This window comes from Janthinobacterium sp. SUN033 (assembly GCF_030397595.1).
GTDB classification, from domain to species: Bacteria; Pseudomonadota; Gammaproteobacteria; order Burkholderiales; family Burkholderiaceae_D; genus Janthinobacterium; species Janthinobacterium kumbetense.
The window spans coordinates 705,299-724,675 of record NZ_JAPQNV010000001.1 but is presented as its reverse complement, the minus strand read 5'-3'; the positions used below and the strand labels follow the sequence as shown (position 1 = coordinate 724,675).

18 protein-coding genes and 1 tRNA gene are annotated in these 19,377 nt (G+C 60.3%); 5 read left to right on the top strand and 14 right to left on the bottom strand.

What is annotated here, in order from left to right; translation table 11 throughout:
- Positions 1–906, bottom strand: a complete 906-nt coding sequence (locus tag OX460_RS03370) for a DUF6731 family protein (protein ID WP_289897642.1) — start codon at positions 904–906, stop codon at positions 1–3.
- A 534-nt stretch (positions 907–1,440) separates the two neighbouring features.
- Between OX460_RS03370 and OX460_RS03365 the strand changes: the two genes are divergently transcribed.
- Positions 1,441–2,214, top strand: a complete 774-nt coding sequence (locus OX460_RS03365; protein WP_289897641.1) for a hypothetical protein — start codon at positions 1,441–1,443, stop codon at positions 2,212–2,214.
- A 977-nt stretch (positions 2,215–3,191) separates the two neighbouring features.
- On the opposite strand, the gene OX460_RS03360 is transcribed toward OX460_RS03365, so the two are convergent.
- The 7 genes from OX460_RS03360 to OX460_RS03330 form a co-directional block, all read right to left on the bottom strand.
- Positions 3,192–3,623, bottom strand: a complete 432-nt coding sequence (locus OX460_RS03360; RefSeq protein ID WP_289897640.1) for a hypothetical protein — start codon at positions 3,621–3,623, stop codon at positions 3,192–3,194.
- Positions 3,624–3,735: 112 nt separating this feature from the next.
- Positions 3,736–3,969, bottom strand: coding sequence for a hypothetical protein (locus OX460_RS03355; RefSeq protein ID WP_289898408.1), 234 nt, complete (start codon positions 3,967–3,969; stop codon positions 3,736–3,738).
- 156 nt (positions 3,970–4,125) lie between these two features.
- Positions 4,126–4,353, bottom strand: coding sequence for a hypothetical protein (locus OX460_RS03350; protein WP_289897639.1), 228 nt, complete (start codon positions 4,351–4,353; stop codon positions 4,126–4,128).
- Between the two features lie 321 nt (positions 4,354–4,674).
- Positions 4,675–4,749, bottom strand: a tRNA-Val gene (locus tag OX460_RS03345).
- A gap of 81 nt (positions 4,750–4,830) precedes the next feature.
- Positions 4,831–5,547 carry a DNA polymerase III subunit epsilon gene (gene dnaQ / locus OX460_RS03340; RefSeq protein WP_077405442.1) on the bottom strand — a complete coding sequence of 239 codons (717 nt, stop codon included), beginning with the start codon at positions 5,545–5,547 and terminating at the stop codon, positions 4,831–4,833.
- Between the two features lie 215 nt (positions 5,548–5,762).
- Positions 5,763–6,200 (bottom strand): ribonuclease HI, encoded by a 438-nt coding sequence (gene rnhA / locus OX460_RS03335; RefSeq protein ID WP_034784447.1) that lies wholly within the window; start codon positions 6,198–6,200, stop codon positions 5,763–5,765.
- Positions 6,193–6,969, bottom strand: coding sequence for a class I SAM-dependent methyltransferase (locus OX460_RS03330; protein ID WP_289897638.1), 777 nt, complete (start codon positions 6,967–6,969; stop codon positions 6,193–6,195). The genes rnhA and OX460_RS03330 overlap by 8 nt, the downstream gene beginning before the upstream one ends.
- Positions 6,970–6,988: 19 nt before the next feature.
- Between OX460_RS03330 and gloB the strand changes: the two genes are divergently transcribed.
- A complete protein-coding gene (gene gloB / locus OX460_RS03325; RefSeq protein WP_289897637.1) occupies positions 6,989–7,798 on the top strand; it encodes a hydroxyacylglutathione hydrolase in 810 nt (269 codons plus the stop codon).
- An 82-nt stretch (positions 7,799–7,880) separates the two neighbouring features.
- On the opposite strand, the gene aceB is transcribed toward gloB, so the two are convergent.
- A complete protein-coding gene (aceB, locus tag OX460_RS03320; RefSeq protein WP_289897636.1) occupies positions 7,881–9,479 on the bottom strand; it encodes a malate synthase A in 1,599 nt (532 codons plus the stop codon).
- Positions 9,480–9,694: 215 nt separating this feature from the next.
- Here aceB and OX460_RS03315 point away from each other — a divergent pair, with 215 nt between their 5' ends.
- A complete protein-coding gene (locus OX460_RS03315; RefSeq protein WP_035819455.1) occupies positions 9,695–10,606 on the top strand; it encodes a LysR family transcriptional regulator in 912 nt (303 codons plus the stop codon).
- A 257-nt stretch (positions 10,607–10,863) separates the two neighbouring features.
- Here OX460_RS03315 and OX460_RS03310 read toward each other — a convergent pair whose 3' ends face one another.
- The 4 genes from OX460_RS03310 to OX460_RS03295 all read right to left on the bottom strand — a co-directional run bounded on the left by OX460_RS03310 (position 10,864) and on the right by OX460_RS03295 (position 14,239).
- Positions 10,864–11,067: a cold-shock protein gene (locus OX460_RS03310; RefSeq protein WP_010398811.1), complete on the bottom strand. Its 204-nt coding sequence runs from the start codon at positions 11,065–11,067 to the stop codon at positions 10,864–10,866.
- Between the two features lie 298 nt (positions 11,068–11,365).
- Positions 11,366–11,728 (bottom strand): Hpt domain-containing protein, encoded by a 363-nt coding sequence (locus OX460_RS03305; protein ID WP_099667644.1) that lies wholly within the window; start codon positions 11,726–11,728, stop codon positions 11,366–11,368.
- A gap of 22 nt (positions 11,729–11,750) precedes the next feature.
- The gene (gene upp, locus OX460_RS03300) at positions 11,751–12,401 is read right to left on the bottom strand and encodes a uracil phosphoribosyltransferase (protein WP_289897635.1); all 651 of its coding nucleotides are present in this window, start codon (positions 12,399–12,401) and stop codon (positions 11,751–11,753) included.
- A gap of 155 nt (positions 12,402–12,556) precedes the next feature.
- Complete coding sequence (locus OX460_RS03295) at positions 12,557–14,239, bottom strand: isovaleryl-CoA dehydrogenase (protein ID WP_289897634.1); 1,683 nt, start codon at positions 14,237–14,239, stop codon at positions 12,557–12,559.
- A 395-nt stretch (positions 14,240–14,634) separates the two neighbouring features.
- Here OX460_RS03295 and OX460_RS03290 point away from each other — a divergent pair, with 395 nt between their 5' ends.
- Both OX460_RS03290 and OX460_RS03285 read left to right on the top strand, forming a co-directional pair.
- The gene (locus tag OX460_RS03290) at positions 14,635–16,374 is read left to right on the top strand and encodes an EAL domain-containing protein (protein WP_289897633.1); all 1,740 of its coding nucleotides are present in this window, start codon (positions 14,635–14,637) and stop codon (positions 16,372–16,374) included.
- Positions 16,371–17,867: an HDOD domain-containing protein gene (locus OX460_RS03285; RefSeq protein WP_251348431.1), complete on the top strand. Its 1,497-nt coding sequence runs from the start codon at positions 16,371–16,373 to the stop codon at positions 17,865–17,867. Before OX460_RS03290 ends, OX460_RS03285 begins: the two co-directional genes overlap by 4 nt.
- Before the next feature lie 54 nt (positions 17,868–17,921).
- On the opposite strand, the gene aroC is transcribed toward OX460_RS03285, so the two are convergent.
- Positions 17,922–19,016 (bottom strand): chorismate synthase, encoded by a 1,095-nt coding sequence (gene aroC / locus OX460_RS03280; protein ID WP_034755562.1) that lies wholly within the window; start codon positions 19,014–19,016, stop codon positions 17,922–17,924.
- Positions 19,017–19,377: the final 361 nt, after the last annotated feature.

The window sequence follows — 19,377 nt, the reverse complement described above, 5'->3', positions numbered from 1 at the left end:
TTAACGCCTCATAATTGCAGCCCATCCACGTCGAGCACGGATCAGGGCCGCCCAACGAGAAGCCACAGTGTAACGACGGTCTGGGCCCATTTCTACACCGTCAACAACAGCCTGAAGAGCTGGTAAAAGCATATCAATCTTCTCCGCACGATCAGTCAATTGCGCCTTTGCCTCTACGTCAAACTGCGTTAGAACATTAGTATCCTGCGCCCTATCCGCCCGCATAAGAGACTTTAAGGAGTTCAGTAGGCCATTGGCACTACGCGTCGCCAAGTTTTGCCCTCGATTTGCTGAGATTGTCAGTTCAACTGTATTTCCACTCTGATCATCATTCAAAGCCAATGCTCTACCTAGGCTTACATTATTGACCCTATGCGCTGCCGTCATTTGAGCTGGGGCAATCTTAAAGTGCACTTTTGTAATTATGTTTCTTGCCGCCAACTTTGCTTCCGATGAGTCGTCCAATTTGATGTCCATCTCATACACGGACGCCACATCGGCATGGTTATAATTGCTAAGGTAACGTGCGATCGAGGCACCCCGAACTCCATGATGATTGTACTGAACAAGCAAATAATTTGTCGCCGGATCGAACAAGACCGATGTTTCTTCTCCGAAACCTTCGTCGTCACCCAATGGAAAACCTTCAATTGCAGTAGTTTTCCCGACCTTCCCTGGTCCATGATCCATACGCAACTTGATGAAATCGAGTAACCAGAAATCGGTATCATTTTCGGCACTTCGGGGAGCATGAATGTGCTCTAAGCGAACATCAAATCGACCTGTTGTCCGAATTCGGTCAACCAATGCATCTCCATCAATTTGCGCAAGCAGATCCGGGAGAGAACTTGCAACATCAGCGACAGTCAACTTGTATAAATTAACTTTTATTGTAATCGGCGGCATAAAATTATCAAATTGAAAAATATTTATTTTGCATGAAAAAATTCTTTAACGCAATAATTTTATCTTTTATCAAGATAACTACGCCTCGTTCAAGAGCCTGCCCAGCCTACCGGAAACAGACTATCGCCACCCCATCACAACTCTAATTTCTGTCGCACGGATAATCCCGGACAGGTTAAAGAGCCATCCCATTTCCCCTTACAAACGCCTGACATGCCCGGCCTGTGGCGGCCACTTCTTCCGTTTGCAAGATCAAGGCTTGAATATCTCGCGCCACCGCGTCAGGAAGTAACCCGCTGGCGGGATCGGCTGCAGCGCTTCCTTCGTCGCCACTGGCACCGGCCGAGGCAGCAGGTCCTGCTCTTCACAGAAGGTAGGCATGCGCATGCGCTCAGCAGCGCCATAGGTGGATACATTGTAGGCTCGTCTTCCCGCCCGCACTGTCCCGACAGAGTACAGAAATTCCTGCGCTTTGCATTTCCTCTGGGCAATGTTGTATAGTTGGTCTTTAATAAATATTCGAAAAATCGCCACATGAAAGCCTTCTATTTAATTATTGCCCCGTTGATCTTATCCGGCTGTAGCAATACTCCCTCGACAAGCGACGTTGAACAGGTTCTTGAGTCGGCAGTTGCGAGTTGTCAGAACATCGAAGTTGCGAAAATCAATAAAACAAATGGGTACGAAAAAGACGGTTACTACCGTGTCGAATACGAGTACGTGTTGCACTTAAAAAATAAAGAAGGATTAGCCAAGCTGAAAAATGCTTGGCTCGAGGATAAAGCTCGCGAGGCAGAATTCGGTCCTGCACGTGCTGAGTACGAGCGCCAAGTCCGCGAGGTAGAAAGCGAAATTGCCAAGATCGAAGCTACGTTTCAAGAAACAAGCCCTTACAGAGAAATACCACGTGGATTAAGCCCAAGCGCTCAGCGTGAATATGATGCAGCACAATCCCAATGGCAAGATGAAAGAGCCGCAGCTACAAAAGGCAGCCGCGACAAACTCGACGAACTTGCGCGCGTTTGGAAAGAGGATCGCGCTAAGGTGCCTCGATCACAAGTACTCAGAAATGAGGGGGAAGTAATGCAAGCTTTCTTTTCGAGGGGGTGCACTCAAGCAGGATGGAAATATGCATCTGGCCTGTTTAACGCTCACGCAAGTGCGGTAGGCCAGGAGGTTGCTAAGACACCCGCCGGCTTGCCAGTAGATAGGAGCTCTTGGTTTGAAGAGAAAACCGCAGAAATGACTGGTGTAATGACGATGCATAAAACTGAAAAAGGTTGGCAGCCTGTTAGCCAGGCAATGTAGCGTCAAGCTGCTGCTGGCCTTCAAAACCACCGGTCCCCACTAATCTGCCTGACCAGGCTGATTGCCGCTGTTGATGCAGCGACAATCAGCGCTCTGCTTTTTCATCTGGCAGAATGCAGACCGCAATAACTGCCTCCAGTTCCACTTCATACTTCCAACCACGTGGCCAATCCCGCGCCAACGCCTTTACCTTTTCGCAATTCAGCGCCGGCGGTGCTAACTTTTCGAACTCGTAACCCGGCCAAAGCGGCATCGGCCTTACGCTTGCACCTTACTTAGATGGCTGTTTCGCGCAAGCAACATCATACTGTGACACACTCATAGGATTGCGCGAATTTTGTGGCTGCTGTCCAGCATATACTGTTCCAGCCTGGCCATCTGGATTGAAAGCTGACCCAGGTGCAGAAGCTGAATTACCAGGAGTATTGGGAGCAGTGGCACTGCCGCAGCTTTGATTTGGTTGCCCCGAATGCGATGGGGTAGGTAAAGCTGGTGCAGTTGTCGTTGCGTGCGTTGTCGTCGTGTGCATTGTTGTTGCGATCGGGGTTCCTAAATGCGGACCGGCCTTAACGCCGCCATTCCCTGCAGATGCAGCTGTTCCCGTGATAAAAAGAACAGTACCGATCACGGCCAGTGTAGAGATGTGCCTCATGGTAAGACTCCTCTTCTAACGTCCAATTTCCTTCTATTGAGTGTATACCAAGAGCCGAAGTTATCAACTTAGACAGCATTTACTCTATCCGGCCCCGGCGTGCTGGAGAGATGGACGCTCGACTGCACAAAGACACCTGAGGCACTAAACTTGCGTTGATCAGAAGGCATCAAGACTCAATCGACTAGCTCACTCCCCTACTGCCTACCTGCGCAAACACTCCGAATCAGCGCTACAGCCCTATGCTACTATCCCGCACAAACGCCTGGCACGCGCGTCCCGTCGCGGCCACTTCCTCCGTCTGCAGGATCAAAGCTTGAATATCTCACGCCACCGCGTCAGGAAGTAGCCCACCGGCGGGATCGGCTGCAGCGCCTCCTTCGGCGCCAACGGCACCGGCCTGGGCGGCAGGTCCTGCACTTGCACAGAAGGCGGGCTTGCGCATGCGCTCAGCCGCAGCAAGACGAACGCGCACATCGTTGATTTCGTCATCGTAGACTTTCTTGATGGCCGCAGCTTTGACGGCCTGTTGCCTGGCTTGCGCCAGGTTCTCGGCGGCGCGCTGCGCCTCCGCCTTCGTTTCCGCTGCCGCGCGGGTCGTCTTGTCGGTATTCCACAGCGCTTGCACGGCTGCGCGGCCTTGGGCGACGCCCTGCGCTCGCTGGTACAGCATGCCGGCGCCGACCAGCACGCATGCCAGCACGGCGCCGTACAGCCAGCCAGGCACCCTGCCCGCCAGCTTAACCAGCGCGCTCACACCAGCACCTTGCACGCTGCCTGGTACAAGGCCAGGCGCTCAGCCAAGCAGTTCACGCCACCGTTGATGCGGCGCGTCACCCGTTCCTGGTCGCCAGCGTCGGCCAGGGCGTTCAGCCCTCTCGTCTGCCAGAACCAGCCGGCCGAGCGGCAGGCGTTGACGGTCTGCTCGAGCAGCTCGGGCTTGCCAGCAGATCCAGGCCCAGCGCCTTGCCGCAGGCGGCGTAGTTGACGCGGCCGGTCACCTGCAGCAGGCCGCGCCCACGAAAGTGCACGCCGTCGCCGCGTTGCGTGTTGCCCAGGCCGGCGCGCCCTTCGTAGGCTTGGCCGCTGGCCAGCTCACGCACATAGCGCAGCTGACCGGACTCGTGCCCGACCTGGGACAAGAACGATGCTTGGCGCGCCGGGGGCGTAATACCAAACGTTCAGCGGCGCCAGGAAGGCAACCGCGCGCGTACGCGCCAGCGGCATGATGGCCACCAGCTGGGCCAGCGTGATGGCGCTCAAAGCCCACCCCGCACGTCCTTGACGACAGCAGCCGCATCGCGCGCCAGCTCGCCAATGTCCTTGTCGCGGCGCTTGTCGAGCCAGCGCACCGTGGCGCCCAGTACCCACCAAGCAGGCAAGCCGGCGGCCACCATCAGCGACGCGGCGATGAACAGGAAGCCCAGGGCCAGGTCGCTGCCGTACAGCACGGCGACGGCGCGCGCGCTGTCGAACAGGCCTGGCATCCGCTTGGCGCCGAGCGCGCGTGAAGGCGCGTATGGAGCATGTGAACTTTCATGACCTACGGCATTCTTGTGCCAGCATCATGCTTGGCTTGGGGGGGCGATCTTTATACTATTAGCAAGATTCTCGGTCACAGCAATGTGCAGACGACCCAGTGCTATGCGCACCTCCAGGTCGATGCGCAGCGTGCTGCATTGGATAAGCTATCGGTGCTAGTACAAAACAAAAAATAAAATTACACAGGCTAATTACACAAGCACAAAAAAAGCCGATCACGCAATGTGTCGGCTTTAATGTAAGTACTTGATTTTACAGCGAATTCTTGGTGGGAAGTGCAAGTTTCGAACTTGCGACCCCTGCAGTGTGAATGCAGTGCTCTACCCCTGAGCTAACCTCCCGAAGCGAGGCGAATTATCGCATAGGTGTTGCGGCATCTGCAAGGGCTGGCGAGAGGAAATTTAGCGCGCCCCGCTTTTTTCTCACGCGGCCGCTGGCGGCGCCGTGACGGCGGTCCAGATGCACTGGCCTTTCGCGGCCTTGTCGAGGCCGGCGATGGTGGCTTCGTGGGCGGCCAGTTCGTCGGCGCTGGCGCTCTGGAAGATGACTTCGGCCAGGGGCACGATTTCCAGGGCGGCGCCGTCGGCGGCCACTTCCACCTCTTCTTCCATGCTGAGGCTGTTTTGCCCACGCGTCATGGCCAGGTAGACGTCAGCCAGCAATTCGGAGTCAAGCAACGCGCCGTGCAGCTTGCGGTGGGCGTTCGAGACGCCATAACGGTCGCACAAGGCGTCGAGCGAGTTGCGCTTGCCTGGGTGCATTTCCTTCGCCTGCACCAGGGTGTCGATCACACCATGTACTTGCTCGTGGACTGGCGGCAAGTTCAAGCGCTTGAATTCCGCGTTCAGGAAGCCGATATCGAACGGGGCGTTGTGGATGATCAGTTCAGCGTCGGCGATGTAGGCACGAAATTCGTCGGCAATTTCCGCGAATTTCGGCTTGTCGCTAAGGAATTCCGTCGTCAATCCGTGGACGGCCAGCGCGCCCTCTTCCGAGTCGCGCTCGGGATTGATGTAATGGTGAAAATTATTCCCCGTCAACATGCGGTTGTTCAGTTCGACCGCCCCGATCTCCAGGATGCGGTCGCCCGTGCGCGGGTTCAGGCCGGTGGTTTCAGTATCGAGGACAATTTGACGCATGGCAGATTCAGTCTTAAAAGCAAAAAGCGAAGGGCACAGTATAGCAAACCTGTGCCCTCCGATTACATCACGGCATGCCCGAATGCTCAACAAAACCGTAGCGAGCGGCAGTGATTTGTGGCAGAGAAGCGCAACCGTACTTGGTACGGGGGCGCCGAGCCGGTGAGCATCGCCAGCCGCAAAGCGCGACGCGCAGCAGGTTTGGTTGGGCGTTCTCAGGCGCGCACGGTTTCCACGCCCAGGTTGGCCAGCTGATCTGCCCGCTCATTGCCCGGATGGCCGTTATGGCCGCGCACCCAGCGCCATTCCACTTCATGCACGGCCTGGGCCGTATCGAGCGCCTGCCACAAGTCGACGTTTTTCACGGGTGCCTTGGCGGCCGTTTTCCAGCCGCGCGCTTTCCAGCCGTGAATCCATTCGCTGATGCCCTTTTGCACGTACTGGCTATCGGTATACAGCACCACCTGGCAAGGACGTTTGAGCGCCGTCAAGGCTTCGATCACGGCCTTCAATTCCATGCGGTTATTCGTCGTATTCAGTTCCCCGCCGTAAATTTCTTTCTTGGCGCCATCGGCCACCATCAGCGCGCCCCAGCCGCCCGTGCCGGGATTGCCCTTGCATGCGCCATCGGCGTAAATCTCAACCTTATCCATCTTGCTGTTCCCGCCTTTTATTCGTGACCGGTGCGCCTGCGGGCGCCGTCGCCGGTTTTTTGGTCCACGCCGGACCGATCAAACGCATCCCTTTGACGCGCTTGATCGCCTGCACTATATACACTGCGCCCAGATATGGCCACCAGCGCGCACCGGCCTTGTCCATGAAGGCGTTGCGGCGCAGCCATTTTTCTGTCCTGCAGGCAGGCGCGTAGCAGCCGAAGTGGCTTTGACTCACGCCCATGTTCAGCAATTTTAACCAGTCTTTCATGCGCGGCATAGAGATCAGCTCGCCGGCCTGCGGCAAATAATGCCGGCCCGTGACCCGCCCCAGTCCCTGGCGCATGCCCCACAGGCTGGCCGGATTGAAGCCGCAGACGATCACACGCCCTTCCGGAATCAGCACGCGCTCCACTTCGCGCAAGACCTGGTGCGGCTCGGCGGCAAATTCGAGGACATGCGGCAAGACCACCAGGTCCAGGCTTTGCGAGTCGAACGGCAGCTCGTCGAAGGCCGACACGAGGGTCAAGCGGCTTTCCTGCGGCGGACGCGACGGCAGGCGCGCATCGAGCAGCCATTTGTTCGGCATGCGGTTGGCCGCCAGCGCATCGAGCTGGGGCAAGCCGATCTGCACGGCATTAAAACCGAAGATATCGACAGTCAGGCTGTCGAGGCATTGCTGCTCCCAGGCACGCACATACAGACCGGCCGGTGTCTGCAGCCAGCCGTCAAGCGCTATAATGGATTTTTCGGATGCCACACTGTCCATTCAGTTTTCTCTTTTGCTCATGACACATTCCCCTGAACACGCTTTATCGGTACTTGCCGTGCCCGCCTTTGCCGACAATTACCTGTGGCTGATCCATGACGGCCGCCATGCCGCCGTGGTCGACCCCGGCGATGCGACGGCCATCCTCGATGCGCTGCAAGCCCATCAGTTGACCTTGTCCGCCATTTTACTCACGCATCACCACGCCGACCACACGGGCGGCGTACCTGAATTGTTGCAGCATTTCGCCGTCCCCGTCTTCGGCCCGCGCAATGAGGCTATCACAGCCATCACGGAACCGCTTGCCGAAGGCGATGTCGCCCACGTGCCCGAGCTGGGCCTGCAACTGACCGTCATCGACGTGCCCGGCCATACGAAGGGGCATATCGCCTACGTGCGCCAGCGCGACGAGCGCAGCGGCGCACCCTGGCTGTTTTCCGGCGACACCCTGTTTGCGGGCGGCTGCGGCCGCCTGTTCGAAGGCACGCCGGGCCAGATGGCCGACTCGCTGGGCAAGCTGGCCGCCCTGCCCGACGATACCGAGGTATTTTGCGCGCATGAGTACACCTTGTCCAATCTGCGCTTCGCCAACGCCGTCGAACCGGGCAACCATGCCTTGCAGGAACGCATCGCCATCGACACGGAAAAACGCCAGCAAGGCTTGTCCACCGTGCCGTCGACCATTGCCCTGGAGAAGGCCACGAATCCCTTCCTGCGCTACCGCGAACCGGCGATCCTGACCAGCCTGAAGGTGGAAGGCAAGCTGGCCACCGACGCGTCGCCCGTGGAAGCATTTGCCGCCTTGCGGATGTGGAAAAACAGCTTTTAAGTCCACCCTTCCGCCATAAAAAAATCCCGGCAGATGCTTTATGGCATCGCCGGGATTTTTTTATCGATCTATTTGATCAAGATCAGATTTCTTCATACAGCGGCAAGGTCAGGAATTCGGCGAACGATTCCGACGTCGACATTTCCTCGAAGATTTGTCCGGCACGCACATAGGTCGGGCCGTTGCCGCCCGGCGCATCGCGCTGCACCTTGGCCAGCTCTTCCGGAATCATGGCGCGCACCATCTCGGCCGTCACCTTGCGGCCATCTTCCAGCACGCCCTTGCTCGAACGGATCCATTGCCACACTTGCGAACGGCTGATCTCGGCCGTGGCCGCATCTTCCATCAGGTTATGGATGGGCACGCAACCGTTGCCGGCCAGCCAGCTGCCCAGGTAGTGGATGCCCACGTTGATGTTGTAACGCAAGCCCGCTTCCGTGATCGGCGCTTCCGGCTGGAAATTCAGCAAGTCCGACGCTTTCACGTCGATGTCGGGACGCTGTTTCTCGATCTGGTTCGGCTTGTCACCCAGCACTTTCGTGAACTCGCCCATGGCCAGTTCCACCAGGCCAGGATGGGCCACCCAGCCGCCGTCATAGCCGTCGGTGGCGTCGCGCGCCTTGTCGTTGCGCACGCCACCCATGGCGATGTCGTTCTTTTCCGGATCGTTCTTGATCGGGATCAAGGCTGCCATGCCGCCGATGGCCGGTGCGCCACGTTTATGACAGGTTTTCAGCAGCAGCAAGGCGTAGGCGCGCATGAACGGCGCCGTCATCGTAACCTTGGCGCGGTCGGCCAGGCAGAAGTCCTTGTCCAGCTTGAATTTCTTGATGCACGAGAAGATGTAATCCCAGCGGCCCGCGTTCAAGCCCGAGCTGTGCTCTTTCAGCTCGTACAGGATTTCGTCCATCTCGAAGGCGGCCAGGATGGTTTCGATCAGCACGGTCGCCTTGATCGTACCCTGCGGCAAGCCCAACTCGTTTTGCGTCATGACGAAGATATCGTTCCACAGGCGCGCTTCCAGGTGCGATTCCATCTTCGGCAGGTAGAAGTACGGGCCGGCGCCGCGCGCCAGTTGTTCCTTGGCGTTATGGAACATGAACAGCGCGAAATCGAAAATGCCGCCGGAAATGCGCTTGCCGTCGACCAGCACGTGCTTTTCATCGAGGTGCCAGCCGCGCGGACGCACGACGAGCGTCGCGATCTTGTCGTTCAGCTTATAGGACTTGCCATTTTGCTCCAGCGAAATCGTCTTGCGCACGGCGTCGAACATATTGATCTGGCCCGTCAGCTGGTTATCCCAGTTCGGCGTGTTCGAATCCTCGAAGTCCGTCATGTAGCTGTCCGCGCCGGAATTGAAGGCGTTGATGACCATCTTGCGCTCGACGGGTCCGGTGATTTCCACGCGGCGGCATTCCAGCGCCTTCGGAATCGGCGCGATCTTCCAGTCGCCGTCGCGGATGTGTGCGGTTTCTGGCAAGAAGTCAGGACGCTCGCCCGCGTCGAGGCGCCTGGCCCGCTCCACGCGCACGGCCAGCAATTCCTGGCGGCGCGGCTCGAAGGCGCGCGTCAGCTTGGCCACCAAGGCCAGCGCGGCCGGCGTCAGGATCTGTTCGTAGCCGGGTGCAATGGCCCCCGTGATTTGCATGCCTTCGGGAAGTGCAATCGTGTTCTGCGTCATGAAGTTCTCCGGTTTTTAGTAAATATAAGCAAAGGTAATCTGGTGATCCAAGTATAAGCCGAACGACTGCGCGGGCAAGCTGGACAGAGGCGCAAAAACACTCTGCCGGCCGGCGCGTTTGTTCTATAGTATTGCACTATAAGGCATGGAAACGAGATTAAAAATCACTTCATCTATGCGTTTTTATCACAAGTGATGGCATTGCGGAGCACAACATGGGCCAGTTCAGACAAATATCAACGTTCGTGGAAGTGGTGGCCAAGGGCAGCCTGTCGGCCGCCGCGCGCGCGGAAGGCATCGCGCCAGCCATGATAGGCCGCCGCCTCGATGCGCTGGAGCAGCGCCTGGGCGTCAAATTGCTCCAGCGCACGACGCGCAAGCTGGCCTTGACGAATGAAGGCGCCGCCTTCCTGGAAGATTGCCAGCGCATCCTGGGGGAACTGGAAGAGGCGGAAGCGGCCGTGGCCGAACGCAGCGTGAAGGCCAGCGGCCATTTGCTCATTTCCGCGCCGGCCGGCTTCGGGCGCCAGCATGTGGCGCCCCTGATCCCCTCGTTTGTCGCCGAGCACCGCGACGTGACGGTGTCGCTGAACCTGAACGACCGCCTCGTCGACCTGATCGGCGAAGGCATCGACGTGGCCATCCGCATCGCCAGCCTGTCCGATTCCTCGCTCGTGAGCACCAAGCTGGCGGACAACCAGCGCGTGCTCGTCGGCTCGCCCGCCTATTTGAAACGGGCGGGTACGCCGCGCATCCCGGCCGACCTGGCGAAGCACAATTGCCTGGCGATCAGCAGCGAAGGCAGCCAGCGGGGCTGGACTTTCCGCGAAAACGGCAAGAATGTGATTTTAAAGGTGGCCGGCAATATGGTCTGCAACGATGGCGAAGTGCTGCACGACTGGGCGCTGGCCGGCAAGGGCCTGGCGTGGCGCTCGATGTGGGAAGTGGGCGCCGAGATCGCCTCGGGCCAGCTGGTGACGGTGCTGGACCAGTTCGCCGCCCCGGGCAACGATATCTACGCCGTGTTCGCCCAGCGCCGCCACTTGCCGCTGCGCATACGGGCGTTCGTGGATTTTTTAAGGCACTCATACTCACAGCCAGACTATTGGCGCGAACGGGCTATCTGAGGACGCGGGACCAAACCTGCTGCGCGTCGGTTTTGTCCGGCGTCGTGACATCAAGGGGAACACCGCAGAGTTCGGCTTAGAGACTTGCGCTGACCAGGCAAGCCTACCCGCCGACAATGAGGCAAAGTAGCCGAAAGACAGCCGCGCAGAGGCCGCGTAGCCCATCAAACGCACACAAAACCCATGCCTCACGGAAATTCAGGCGAAAAAAAATCCTCGGAGACCGAGGATTTCTTTATTTCGTTTGATCCAGCGTATTAGATTGGCTGAATGTTCGAAGCTTGCTTGCCTTTAGGGCCAGCGGTCACTTCAAAAGAAACGCGTTGGTTCTCTTGCAGGGACTTGAAGCCGTTCGACTGGATAGCCGAGAAGTGAGCGAACAGATCTTCGCCGCCTTCGTCAGGGGTAATAAAGCCGAAACCCTTCGAATCATTGAACCATTTTACGATGCCAGTTGCCATTACAATTTCCTATTTCAGTTAAGTTGGGCTTGCGCCCGTTATATCGTTTGAAGCAAGAAAGAAATGACAGACAAACTGCACTACTACCTCGAATCCAACGATGCCCAATTATACCAACAAAACTGAGAAAAACCATTCTTTCGCAAAATAAACTTGCGAACACTACTTTAATAGCCAAATCCCCGTCTTGCGGCGCCCTGTACCAGCGGCATGGACACACTATATCCTAATCTGCGACGCGGGTGCTTTGCGTTGTATCAAATGAATCATTGCAACCACATGACTATGGCGCGGTCATCTAGGCGGTGAAATGGGTGGCCGCCGCGTCGCGTCCCGCCCAGTCCAGTAGCGCTGCCACCTGCGCCCGCACGCCAGGCCAATCCGCCACCGCTTGCGCAGGGGCATTGAGCATGGCGCGCACCAGCTGTTCCAGGCGCCGGCACTCCTGCCCCAGCGCGGCAAAGCCGAAGGTGGCGGCCGAGCCGGCCACCGCGTGCAGCGCGCGGTGCAGCTCCGTCAGCGGTTCCAGACGGGGGCCTTCGCTGTCGCAGCGGCCGCTTGCCTGCGTGATCGCCTGCATCAGGGCCGGCACGCCAGCCGCATATTTTTCATTCAGGGCGCGCAAACGCGCGCGAAAATCCGGGTCGATTAAGGTTGCCATCGCAATACTCGCCTGAACCGGTTTACTTGGTGCCGAAGATGCGGTCGCCGGCATCGCCCAGGCCCGGCACGATGTAGGCGTGGTCGTCGAGGTGCGAATCGAGCGAAGCGCAGAACATCTTGACGTTCGGATGCACATTCTGGAACACGGTCACGCCTTCCGGTGCCGCAACCAGGGCCAGGAAGATGATCTGCTCGTCCGTCACGCCCCGTTTTTTCAGCACGTCGACGGCATACACGGCCGAATTGCCGGTCGCCACCATCGGGTCGCACAGGATGAAGGTGCGCTCGTTCAGGTCCGGCAGGCGCACCAGGTATTCCACGGGCATGTGCGTGGCCGGGTCGCGGTACACGCCGATGTGGCCCACGCGCGCCGATGGCACCAGGTTCAGCAAGCCATCGCTCATGCCGATGCCGGCGCGCAGGATGGGGACGATGGCCAGTTTCTTGCCGGCGATGACGGGCGCGTCGATGGTCACCAGCGGCGTCTTGATTTCGCGCGTCGTCAGCGGCAGGTCGCGCGTGATTTCATAGCCCATCAGCAAGGTGATTTCCTTGAGCAATTCGCGGAAGGTGCGCGTCGACGTGTCGTGCTCGCGCATGTGGCTCAGTTTGTGCTGGATCAAAGGGTGATCGGTAATGAACAAATTCGGGAAGCGCGGATCTTGTTTCATATTGTTTTTCTTTCTATGCTAGCTGGCGCGGCGGCAAGCCTGGGCCGCAAGCGCGCTGTGTATCGATAAAATGATGGATTGCAGCATTATCCCAGCCCCCAGCCCGCCTGTGGCCGGAATTTTCGAAATAATTGCATACACAAGCGGAGGCAAACTCAGTACTCGCGCAGCGCGCGCGCCAGGATGGCCGCGCAATCGGTGCCTGCCGGCAAGCGGCCATACGCCCCGCCCGGCGCCTGCGCCAGCCGCGACTGCAGGAACGCTTGCGCGATGAACGGCGGCGCATGGCGCAGCAGCAATCCCGCCTGCACGGCCAGCACGATGCGCTCGGATAGTTGCCTCGCGCCAAATTCGTCCGTCTGCGGCCCATCCAGGTCAGCCAGCAGGCGCGTGCGGTAGGCGGCAAAGGCGGGGTGCTCATCGCCGGCCAGCGCCAGCTCGGCCGCCAGCGCGTCGCGCGCGGCCGGCGACTTGCCGAAGGCGCGCAAGACGTCGAGGCACATGACGTTGCCCGAGCCTTCCCAGATCGAATTGACGGGCAATTCGCGATACAGACGCGCCAGCGGCGCCTCTTCCACATAACCGGTGCCGCCCAGCACTTCCATCGCTTCGAAGCCGAAACCGGGACCGCGCTTGCATATCCAGTACTTGCCGGCCGGCGTGAGCACGCGCGCCAGCATGGCTTGCCCTGCATCATCCTTTTCATCGAAACAGCGGGCCAGGCGCAGCGCAAACGCCGTGGCGGCTTCCGATTCCAGCGCCAGGTCGGCCAGCACGTTTTGCATCAGCGGCTGTTCGGCCAGCGGCTTGCCGAACACGGCCCGCTGGCGCGCATGGTGCAGCGCCTGCGTCAAGGCGGCGCGCATGATGCCGGCGCTGCCCAGCACGCAGTCGAGGCGCGTGTGACTGGCCATTTCCAGGATGGTGGGGATGCCCCGCCCCGGCTGCCCCACGAGCCAGCCGTAGGCATTCGTAAACTCCACTTCCGACGAGGCGTTCGAGCGGTTGCCCAGCTTATCCTTCAGGCGCTGCACGCGGATGGCGTTGCGGCTGCCGTCGGGCAAGTAGCGGGGCAGGAAAAAGCACGACAATCCGCCCTCTTCCGCCTGCGCCAGGATCAGATGCGCGTCGCACTGCGGCGCCGAGAAAAACCACTTGTGGCCGACGATGCGCCAGGCGCCGGCGGCCTCGTCGCCGAACAGCGCTTGCGCCTCGGCCGGCGGCACCTGCGTAGCGCGCGTGGTGTTGCTGCGCACGTCGGAGCCGCCCTGCTTTTCCGTCATGCCCATGCCGACCAGGGCGCCCCGCTTCTGCTCCACGGGCAGCGAGCGGGGATCGTAGTCGCGCGACAGGATTTTCGGCAGCCAGCGCTGCGCGATTTGCGGCAGATCAAGCGCCTGGCGCAAGGCCGGCACCGAGGCATACGTCATCGTCACGGGACACTGCGTGCCGTTTTCCACCTGCCCCACTAATAGATAGGCCGCCGCGCGCGCCACCTGGGCGCCGGGACCGGGCGACGCCCACGGCGAAGCGTGCGCGCCGGCGCCCACGAGGATGGCCATCAGCTCATGCCAGGCCGGATGGAACAGCACCTCGTCGATGCGGCGCCCGGCCCGGTCGAACTGCTGCAGCTCGGGCGTGTGGATATTGGCCAGGCGCGCCAGCGCATAGGTCTCGGCGCGCCCCAGCTTTTCGCCCAGCGCGTCGAGCTCCTGCAACGCCGCGCCGCCGCCCTCGCGCAGCAGCGCTTCGATCAGCGCCGGGTCGCAGGCGAACAGATTGACATTTTCAAAGGGCGTGGCCTGGTTGAAAACTTCATGCGTGTCAAAGGCATTCATGGAGGTCTCCCGCGATTTGTTATCATGGCGCCCTTGCCGTCGCTGGCGCACCGTCAACACCGTCTGCCAGCCAGACTAGCGCAAAGCGCATGACGGGGCAAGCGCGCCAGTGGAAGCAAGCGCAGATAAATGTTTCCATGTGGAACGAAAATGCCTGCGTGTGTCGCGCGGCATGATTTTTTTCATGGAAGGCAGGAATATTTACAAAACCTGAAGCAATGTTGCTCTATTTCATGTAATCGGGTGCTTTTCAATGATACATTTCGTGTGGATCGCGTTCCGATAGCCGCCTTCCGGCCACTATGGCACGCGTCACGCACGATGCATTCTTTCCGTTGGCGCCCTGCCCTGCAGCGAGCGCCGGCACTGATAACAAAAAGGTAAAAGCCAGCACGATGTTTTCCAGTACCCCATCCGCCGCCCACCGCGAGGCTCGCCACGAGTTGGACAACCTCATGGAAGAGGCAGGCGACGTCGTGTTCCGGCTCGATACGGACGGCCTGATCCTGTTCGCCAGCAAACGCGCGGCCACCCTGTTTGGTGCGCCATCGGGCCTGTCCGGCCATTTGCTGCTGCCGCTGGCCGCCGAAGCGTCGCGCGCGGCGCTGCAGGCGGCGCTGGAAGACGCCCTGGAAGAACCGGGCCGCCTGGAAGTGCGGCTGCAGACGCCGGACCAGGAAATCTGGTTCGAGCTGCGCCTGTCCTCATATATGAACGCGGCCGGCGTGGCCGAATTGCTGGTGGTCGGGCGCGACACGTCGGCCCAGCACAATACGGAAGAACGCCTGCGCCACATGGCCACGCACGATGCGCTCACGGGCTTGCCGAACCGTTTGCTGCTGTCGGACCGCATCCGCATGGTGATCGCCCAGGCCGCCCGTTCGGGCCAGGGGTTTTCCGTCGCCACGATCGGTCTCGATGGCTTTAAAAAGGTCAACGATGGCCTGGGCCACCCCGTCGGCGACGCCGTGCTGCGCCTGGCGGCGGCCCGCCTGCGCAAGACGCTGCGCGACAGCGACACCCTGGCGCGCGTGGGCGGCGATGAATTCGTCGCCGTGCTGCCCGGCAGCGCCACGGACGCGCAGATCAAGCTGGTGACGGGCCGCCTGCTGGCGACCCTGCAGGCGCCGTTCGAAGTCGATGGCCACACGATCTATGTGGGCGCCTCGGTCGGCGTATCGATCTATCCGCTGCATGCGGAAGATGAAGTGCGCCTGGTGGCGCTGGCCGATGCGGCCATGTCGCGCGCCAAGGAAACGGGCAAGGCCCGCTGCCTGGTCTACAGCCCGCGCCTGAACGGCCCGTCGGAACACGATATTTCGCTGGAAGCGGCCATGTTCCACGCCGTGCGCGAAGGCGAGTTTTTACTCTTTTACCAGCCCATCGTCGATGCGCACACGCGGCAGATCCAGGGTTTCGAAACCCTGATGCGCTGGAAGCACCCGACCCTGGGCCTGGTGCCGCCCGTGCGCTTCATTCCGATTGCCGAAGCCAATGGGCTGATCAACCTGCTGGGCGCCTGGGCGCTGAAGGCGGCCTGCGTGCAGCTCAAGCAATTCCAGGAAGTGGCCAAACGGCCGCTGTACATCTCCGTCAACATCAGCCCGCGCCAGTTCCGCAACGACAAATTCCTCGACATCCTCGACGACGCCATCGCGTTTTCGGGACTGTCCGGCGAACACCTGGTGCTGGAAATTACGGAAGGCACCCTGATGATCGACCCCGTGCATGCGGAAACCATCCTCGTCAAGATGACGGAGCGCCGCGCGCGCATCGCCATCGACGATTTCGGCACCGGCTATTCTTCGCTCGCGTATCTGAAGCGCTTCCCCATTTCCGTGCTGAAGATCGACCGCACCTTCATCAAGGACTTGCCCGAATCGAGCAAGGATGCGGCCATCTGCAACACCATTCTCGACCTGGCCAAGCATTTGAACCTGTCCGTGGTGGCCGAGGGCGTGGAAACCGAGGAGCAGATGCACTTCATGGAATCGCGCGGCTGCCAGTATGTGCAAGGCTATCTGACGGGCAAACCGATGCCGGCCCACGCCGCGCTATCGGCCTTGAGCGACAAAACCTATGCGGCGCTGGTGCCTGCGCCGTCTGCCAATGAACCGCGCGGAGGGGTGCAATGAATCCAGGTCATTTCACGGCGCCGACACAGCTCGGCAAAAACACCCTGGACCTGCTGTGGGCGCGCACGCGCCAGCAGGGCGACATGCCCGGCTTCGCGAAGGCCATCAGCGCCATCCTCGGCGCCATGCGCGGCGAGGATGACCACGAATTCGACATCACGCAAACGGTGCTGTCCGACCCTGTCCTCACGCACAAGGTGCTGCGGCTGGCCAACAGCGGCATGTATTCCGCCTTCGGCCAGCGCGTCAACACGGTCTCGAAAGCCGTGCTGGTGCTGGGCATCGACGCCATCGGCCACCTGGCGCTGGGACTGAAACTGATCGAGGAGCTGTCGCAGGCGTCGCCCGATTCCGTCAGCGCCCACGTGGAAATGGAAAAGGCCGTGCTGGCCGGGATGGTGGCGCAGCAGGTGGCCACCAGCGCCGGCAGCCTGCAGGCGGAGCAAGCCGTCGTCTGCTCGATGCTGCACACGCTGGGCCGCATGATGGTGACGTTCTACATGACGGACTTCTGGGCGCGCATGCAGGCGCATGCGGGTCCCGGCAACGAGGCGGCCGCCGCGCGCGAAATCCTCGGCCTGTCGCTGCCGGAAGTGGGCTATGCCACGGCCGCCCACTGGGGTTTGCCGCAGCACCTGATCAACGGCATGCGTCCGATGGATCCGTCACCGGACAATGCGCCCGTCAGCGGCGCCGACTGGATGGCGGGCCTGTCAACGATGGCGGCGCGCTGCGCCGACTCGCTGTGGCATGACGACGCGGCCGGCGCGGCGCAGGTGCACGCGCTGATCGACGATTATGCGGGTACCCTGGGCATCACCGCGACGGACCTGGTGGTGGCCGTGGACAAGGCCAAGGCGATGGCGGCGGCCGACCTGTCGATCGCGCCCCTGTCGAAACCGGCCGAGCGGCGCGCGCGCCAGCTGGCGTCGACGCGCATGCGCGCCGAAGGCAACCGCGTGCTGATCGGCGGCCTGGCCGACCTGCGCGGCGCCATCGGCAGCGCCAGCCCGGGCCAGATGGTCTCGATGGCGCTCGAAACGCTGCACCAGGGCTTCGATTTTTCGCGCTCGGTGGCGTTCGTGCGCAACCACAGGGATCATCTGTATTCGGCGCGCATCAGCATGGGCGAAGGCATGGCCGACTTGCAGGACCTGATGGTGTTTGGCGACGCGTATGAACCGAACGTCTTCCACGCGGCCCTCAACAGCGACCGCGTGATCTTCATCGACAACGCGCGCGACCCGAAATTTGCCGCCAAGCTGCCGCAATGGTGGAAAGCGACGCTGTCCGAAGCGCGCAGCTTCGTCGTGCTGCCCCTGTCGGCCAACGGCCACCCCACGGGATTTTTATACGGCGACTGGGACGACAGCTTCCCGCCGATCCAGTTGAACCAGACGGAGTTCAACCTGATCAACGATATCCGGGCGTTGCTGGTGCAGTCGGTGGAGATGCGCCATCAACTCGAGCTGGTGGCGAACAAGGTGGCTTGAGGCGCTTACTACCGGATTCGCGTGGCGCGGCCACGTCTATCCGGTAAGAGTCCATTATTTCAACTTCGGCGTGTTCACGCTGACATCGCCGCACTGCGCGCGGTGCATCAGGGCGTGGTCGATCAGCACCAGCGCCAGCATGGCTTCGGCGATCGGCGTGGCGCGGATGCCCACGCACGGGTCGTGGCGGCCGAACGTTTCCACCATCACGGGATTGCCCTCCTTGTCGATCGAGCGGCGCGGCGTGCGGATCGACGAGGTCGGCTTGATGGCGATCGAGACTTTGACATCCTGCCCCGTCGAAATGCCGCCCAGGACGCCGCCGGCGTTATTGCCGATAAAACCTTCCGGCGTCAGTTCGTCGCCGTGCTCGGAACCCTTTTGCGCCACCGAATCGAAACCGGCGCCGATTTCCACGCCCTTGACGGCATTGATGCCCATCATGGCGTAGGCGATGTCGGCATCCAGCTTGTCGTAGATGGGCTGGCCCAGTCCCACCGGCACGTTTTGCGCAATCACGTCGATGCGCGCGCCGATGGAATCGCCGTCGCGGCGCAGCTGGTCCATGGCCTCTTCCATGCGCGCGATCAGGTCCGCGTCGCCGCTGGCGGCAAAGAACGGGTTCGCATGCACGTGCTCCCACGACTGGAACGGCACGGGAATGTCGCCCAGCTGGCTCATGCAACCCTTGAACGTGGTGCCGTACTGCTGCAGCAGCCATTTCTTGGCGATCGCCGCCGCGCCCACGACGGGCGCCGTCAGGCGCGCCGACGAGCGTCCGCCGCCGCGCGGATCGCGCACGCCATACTTGTGCCAGTAGGTGTAGTCGGCGTGGCCGGGGCGGAAGCTTTCCGCGATATTGCCGTAATCCTTGCTGCGCTGGTCTTCATTGCGGATCAGCAGGGCAATCGGCGTGCCCGTCGTGACGCCCTGGTACACGCCGGAGAGGATTTCCACCGTATCCGATTCCTGGCGCTGCGTCACATGGCGCGACGTGCCGGGCTTGCGGCGGTCCAGCTCGGGCTGGATATCGGCTTCCGACAGGATCAATCCCGGAGGACAACCATCGATCACGCAGCCGATGGCCGGGCCATGCGATTCGCCGAAAGTGGTAACAGTAAACAGCTTGCCAAAAGAATTGCCGGACATAGTAGGAAGTGTGAGGACTGGAAAACTCAATTCTACCAGCCTGCGGGGCATGCCATGCCGCTAATGCCGCAGCAAGGCCGATATTGCCCCGCCAAAATCGCCATTTTCAAATACCGTGTTTTTTTTCATATAAAAAACACCAAATATGAGTTGCAATCATGCAATTCAAGAAATATTGCCCCACAGAATAGACTTAAAAAAACATTTTGCTTATTAAATAGCTATATACTTGGATGAACGATCATCAGAAAATACTCAAGCCTCGGCTATATGGAGTGCTGTTTTTTCGATGCGTCCAGAGCGCTTCAGAAATGCCCAGGGCTAGGCGCACTGCCGAAGACAGTACGCGAGTACGGCGAGG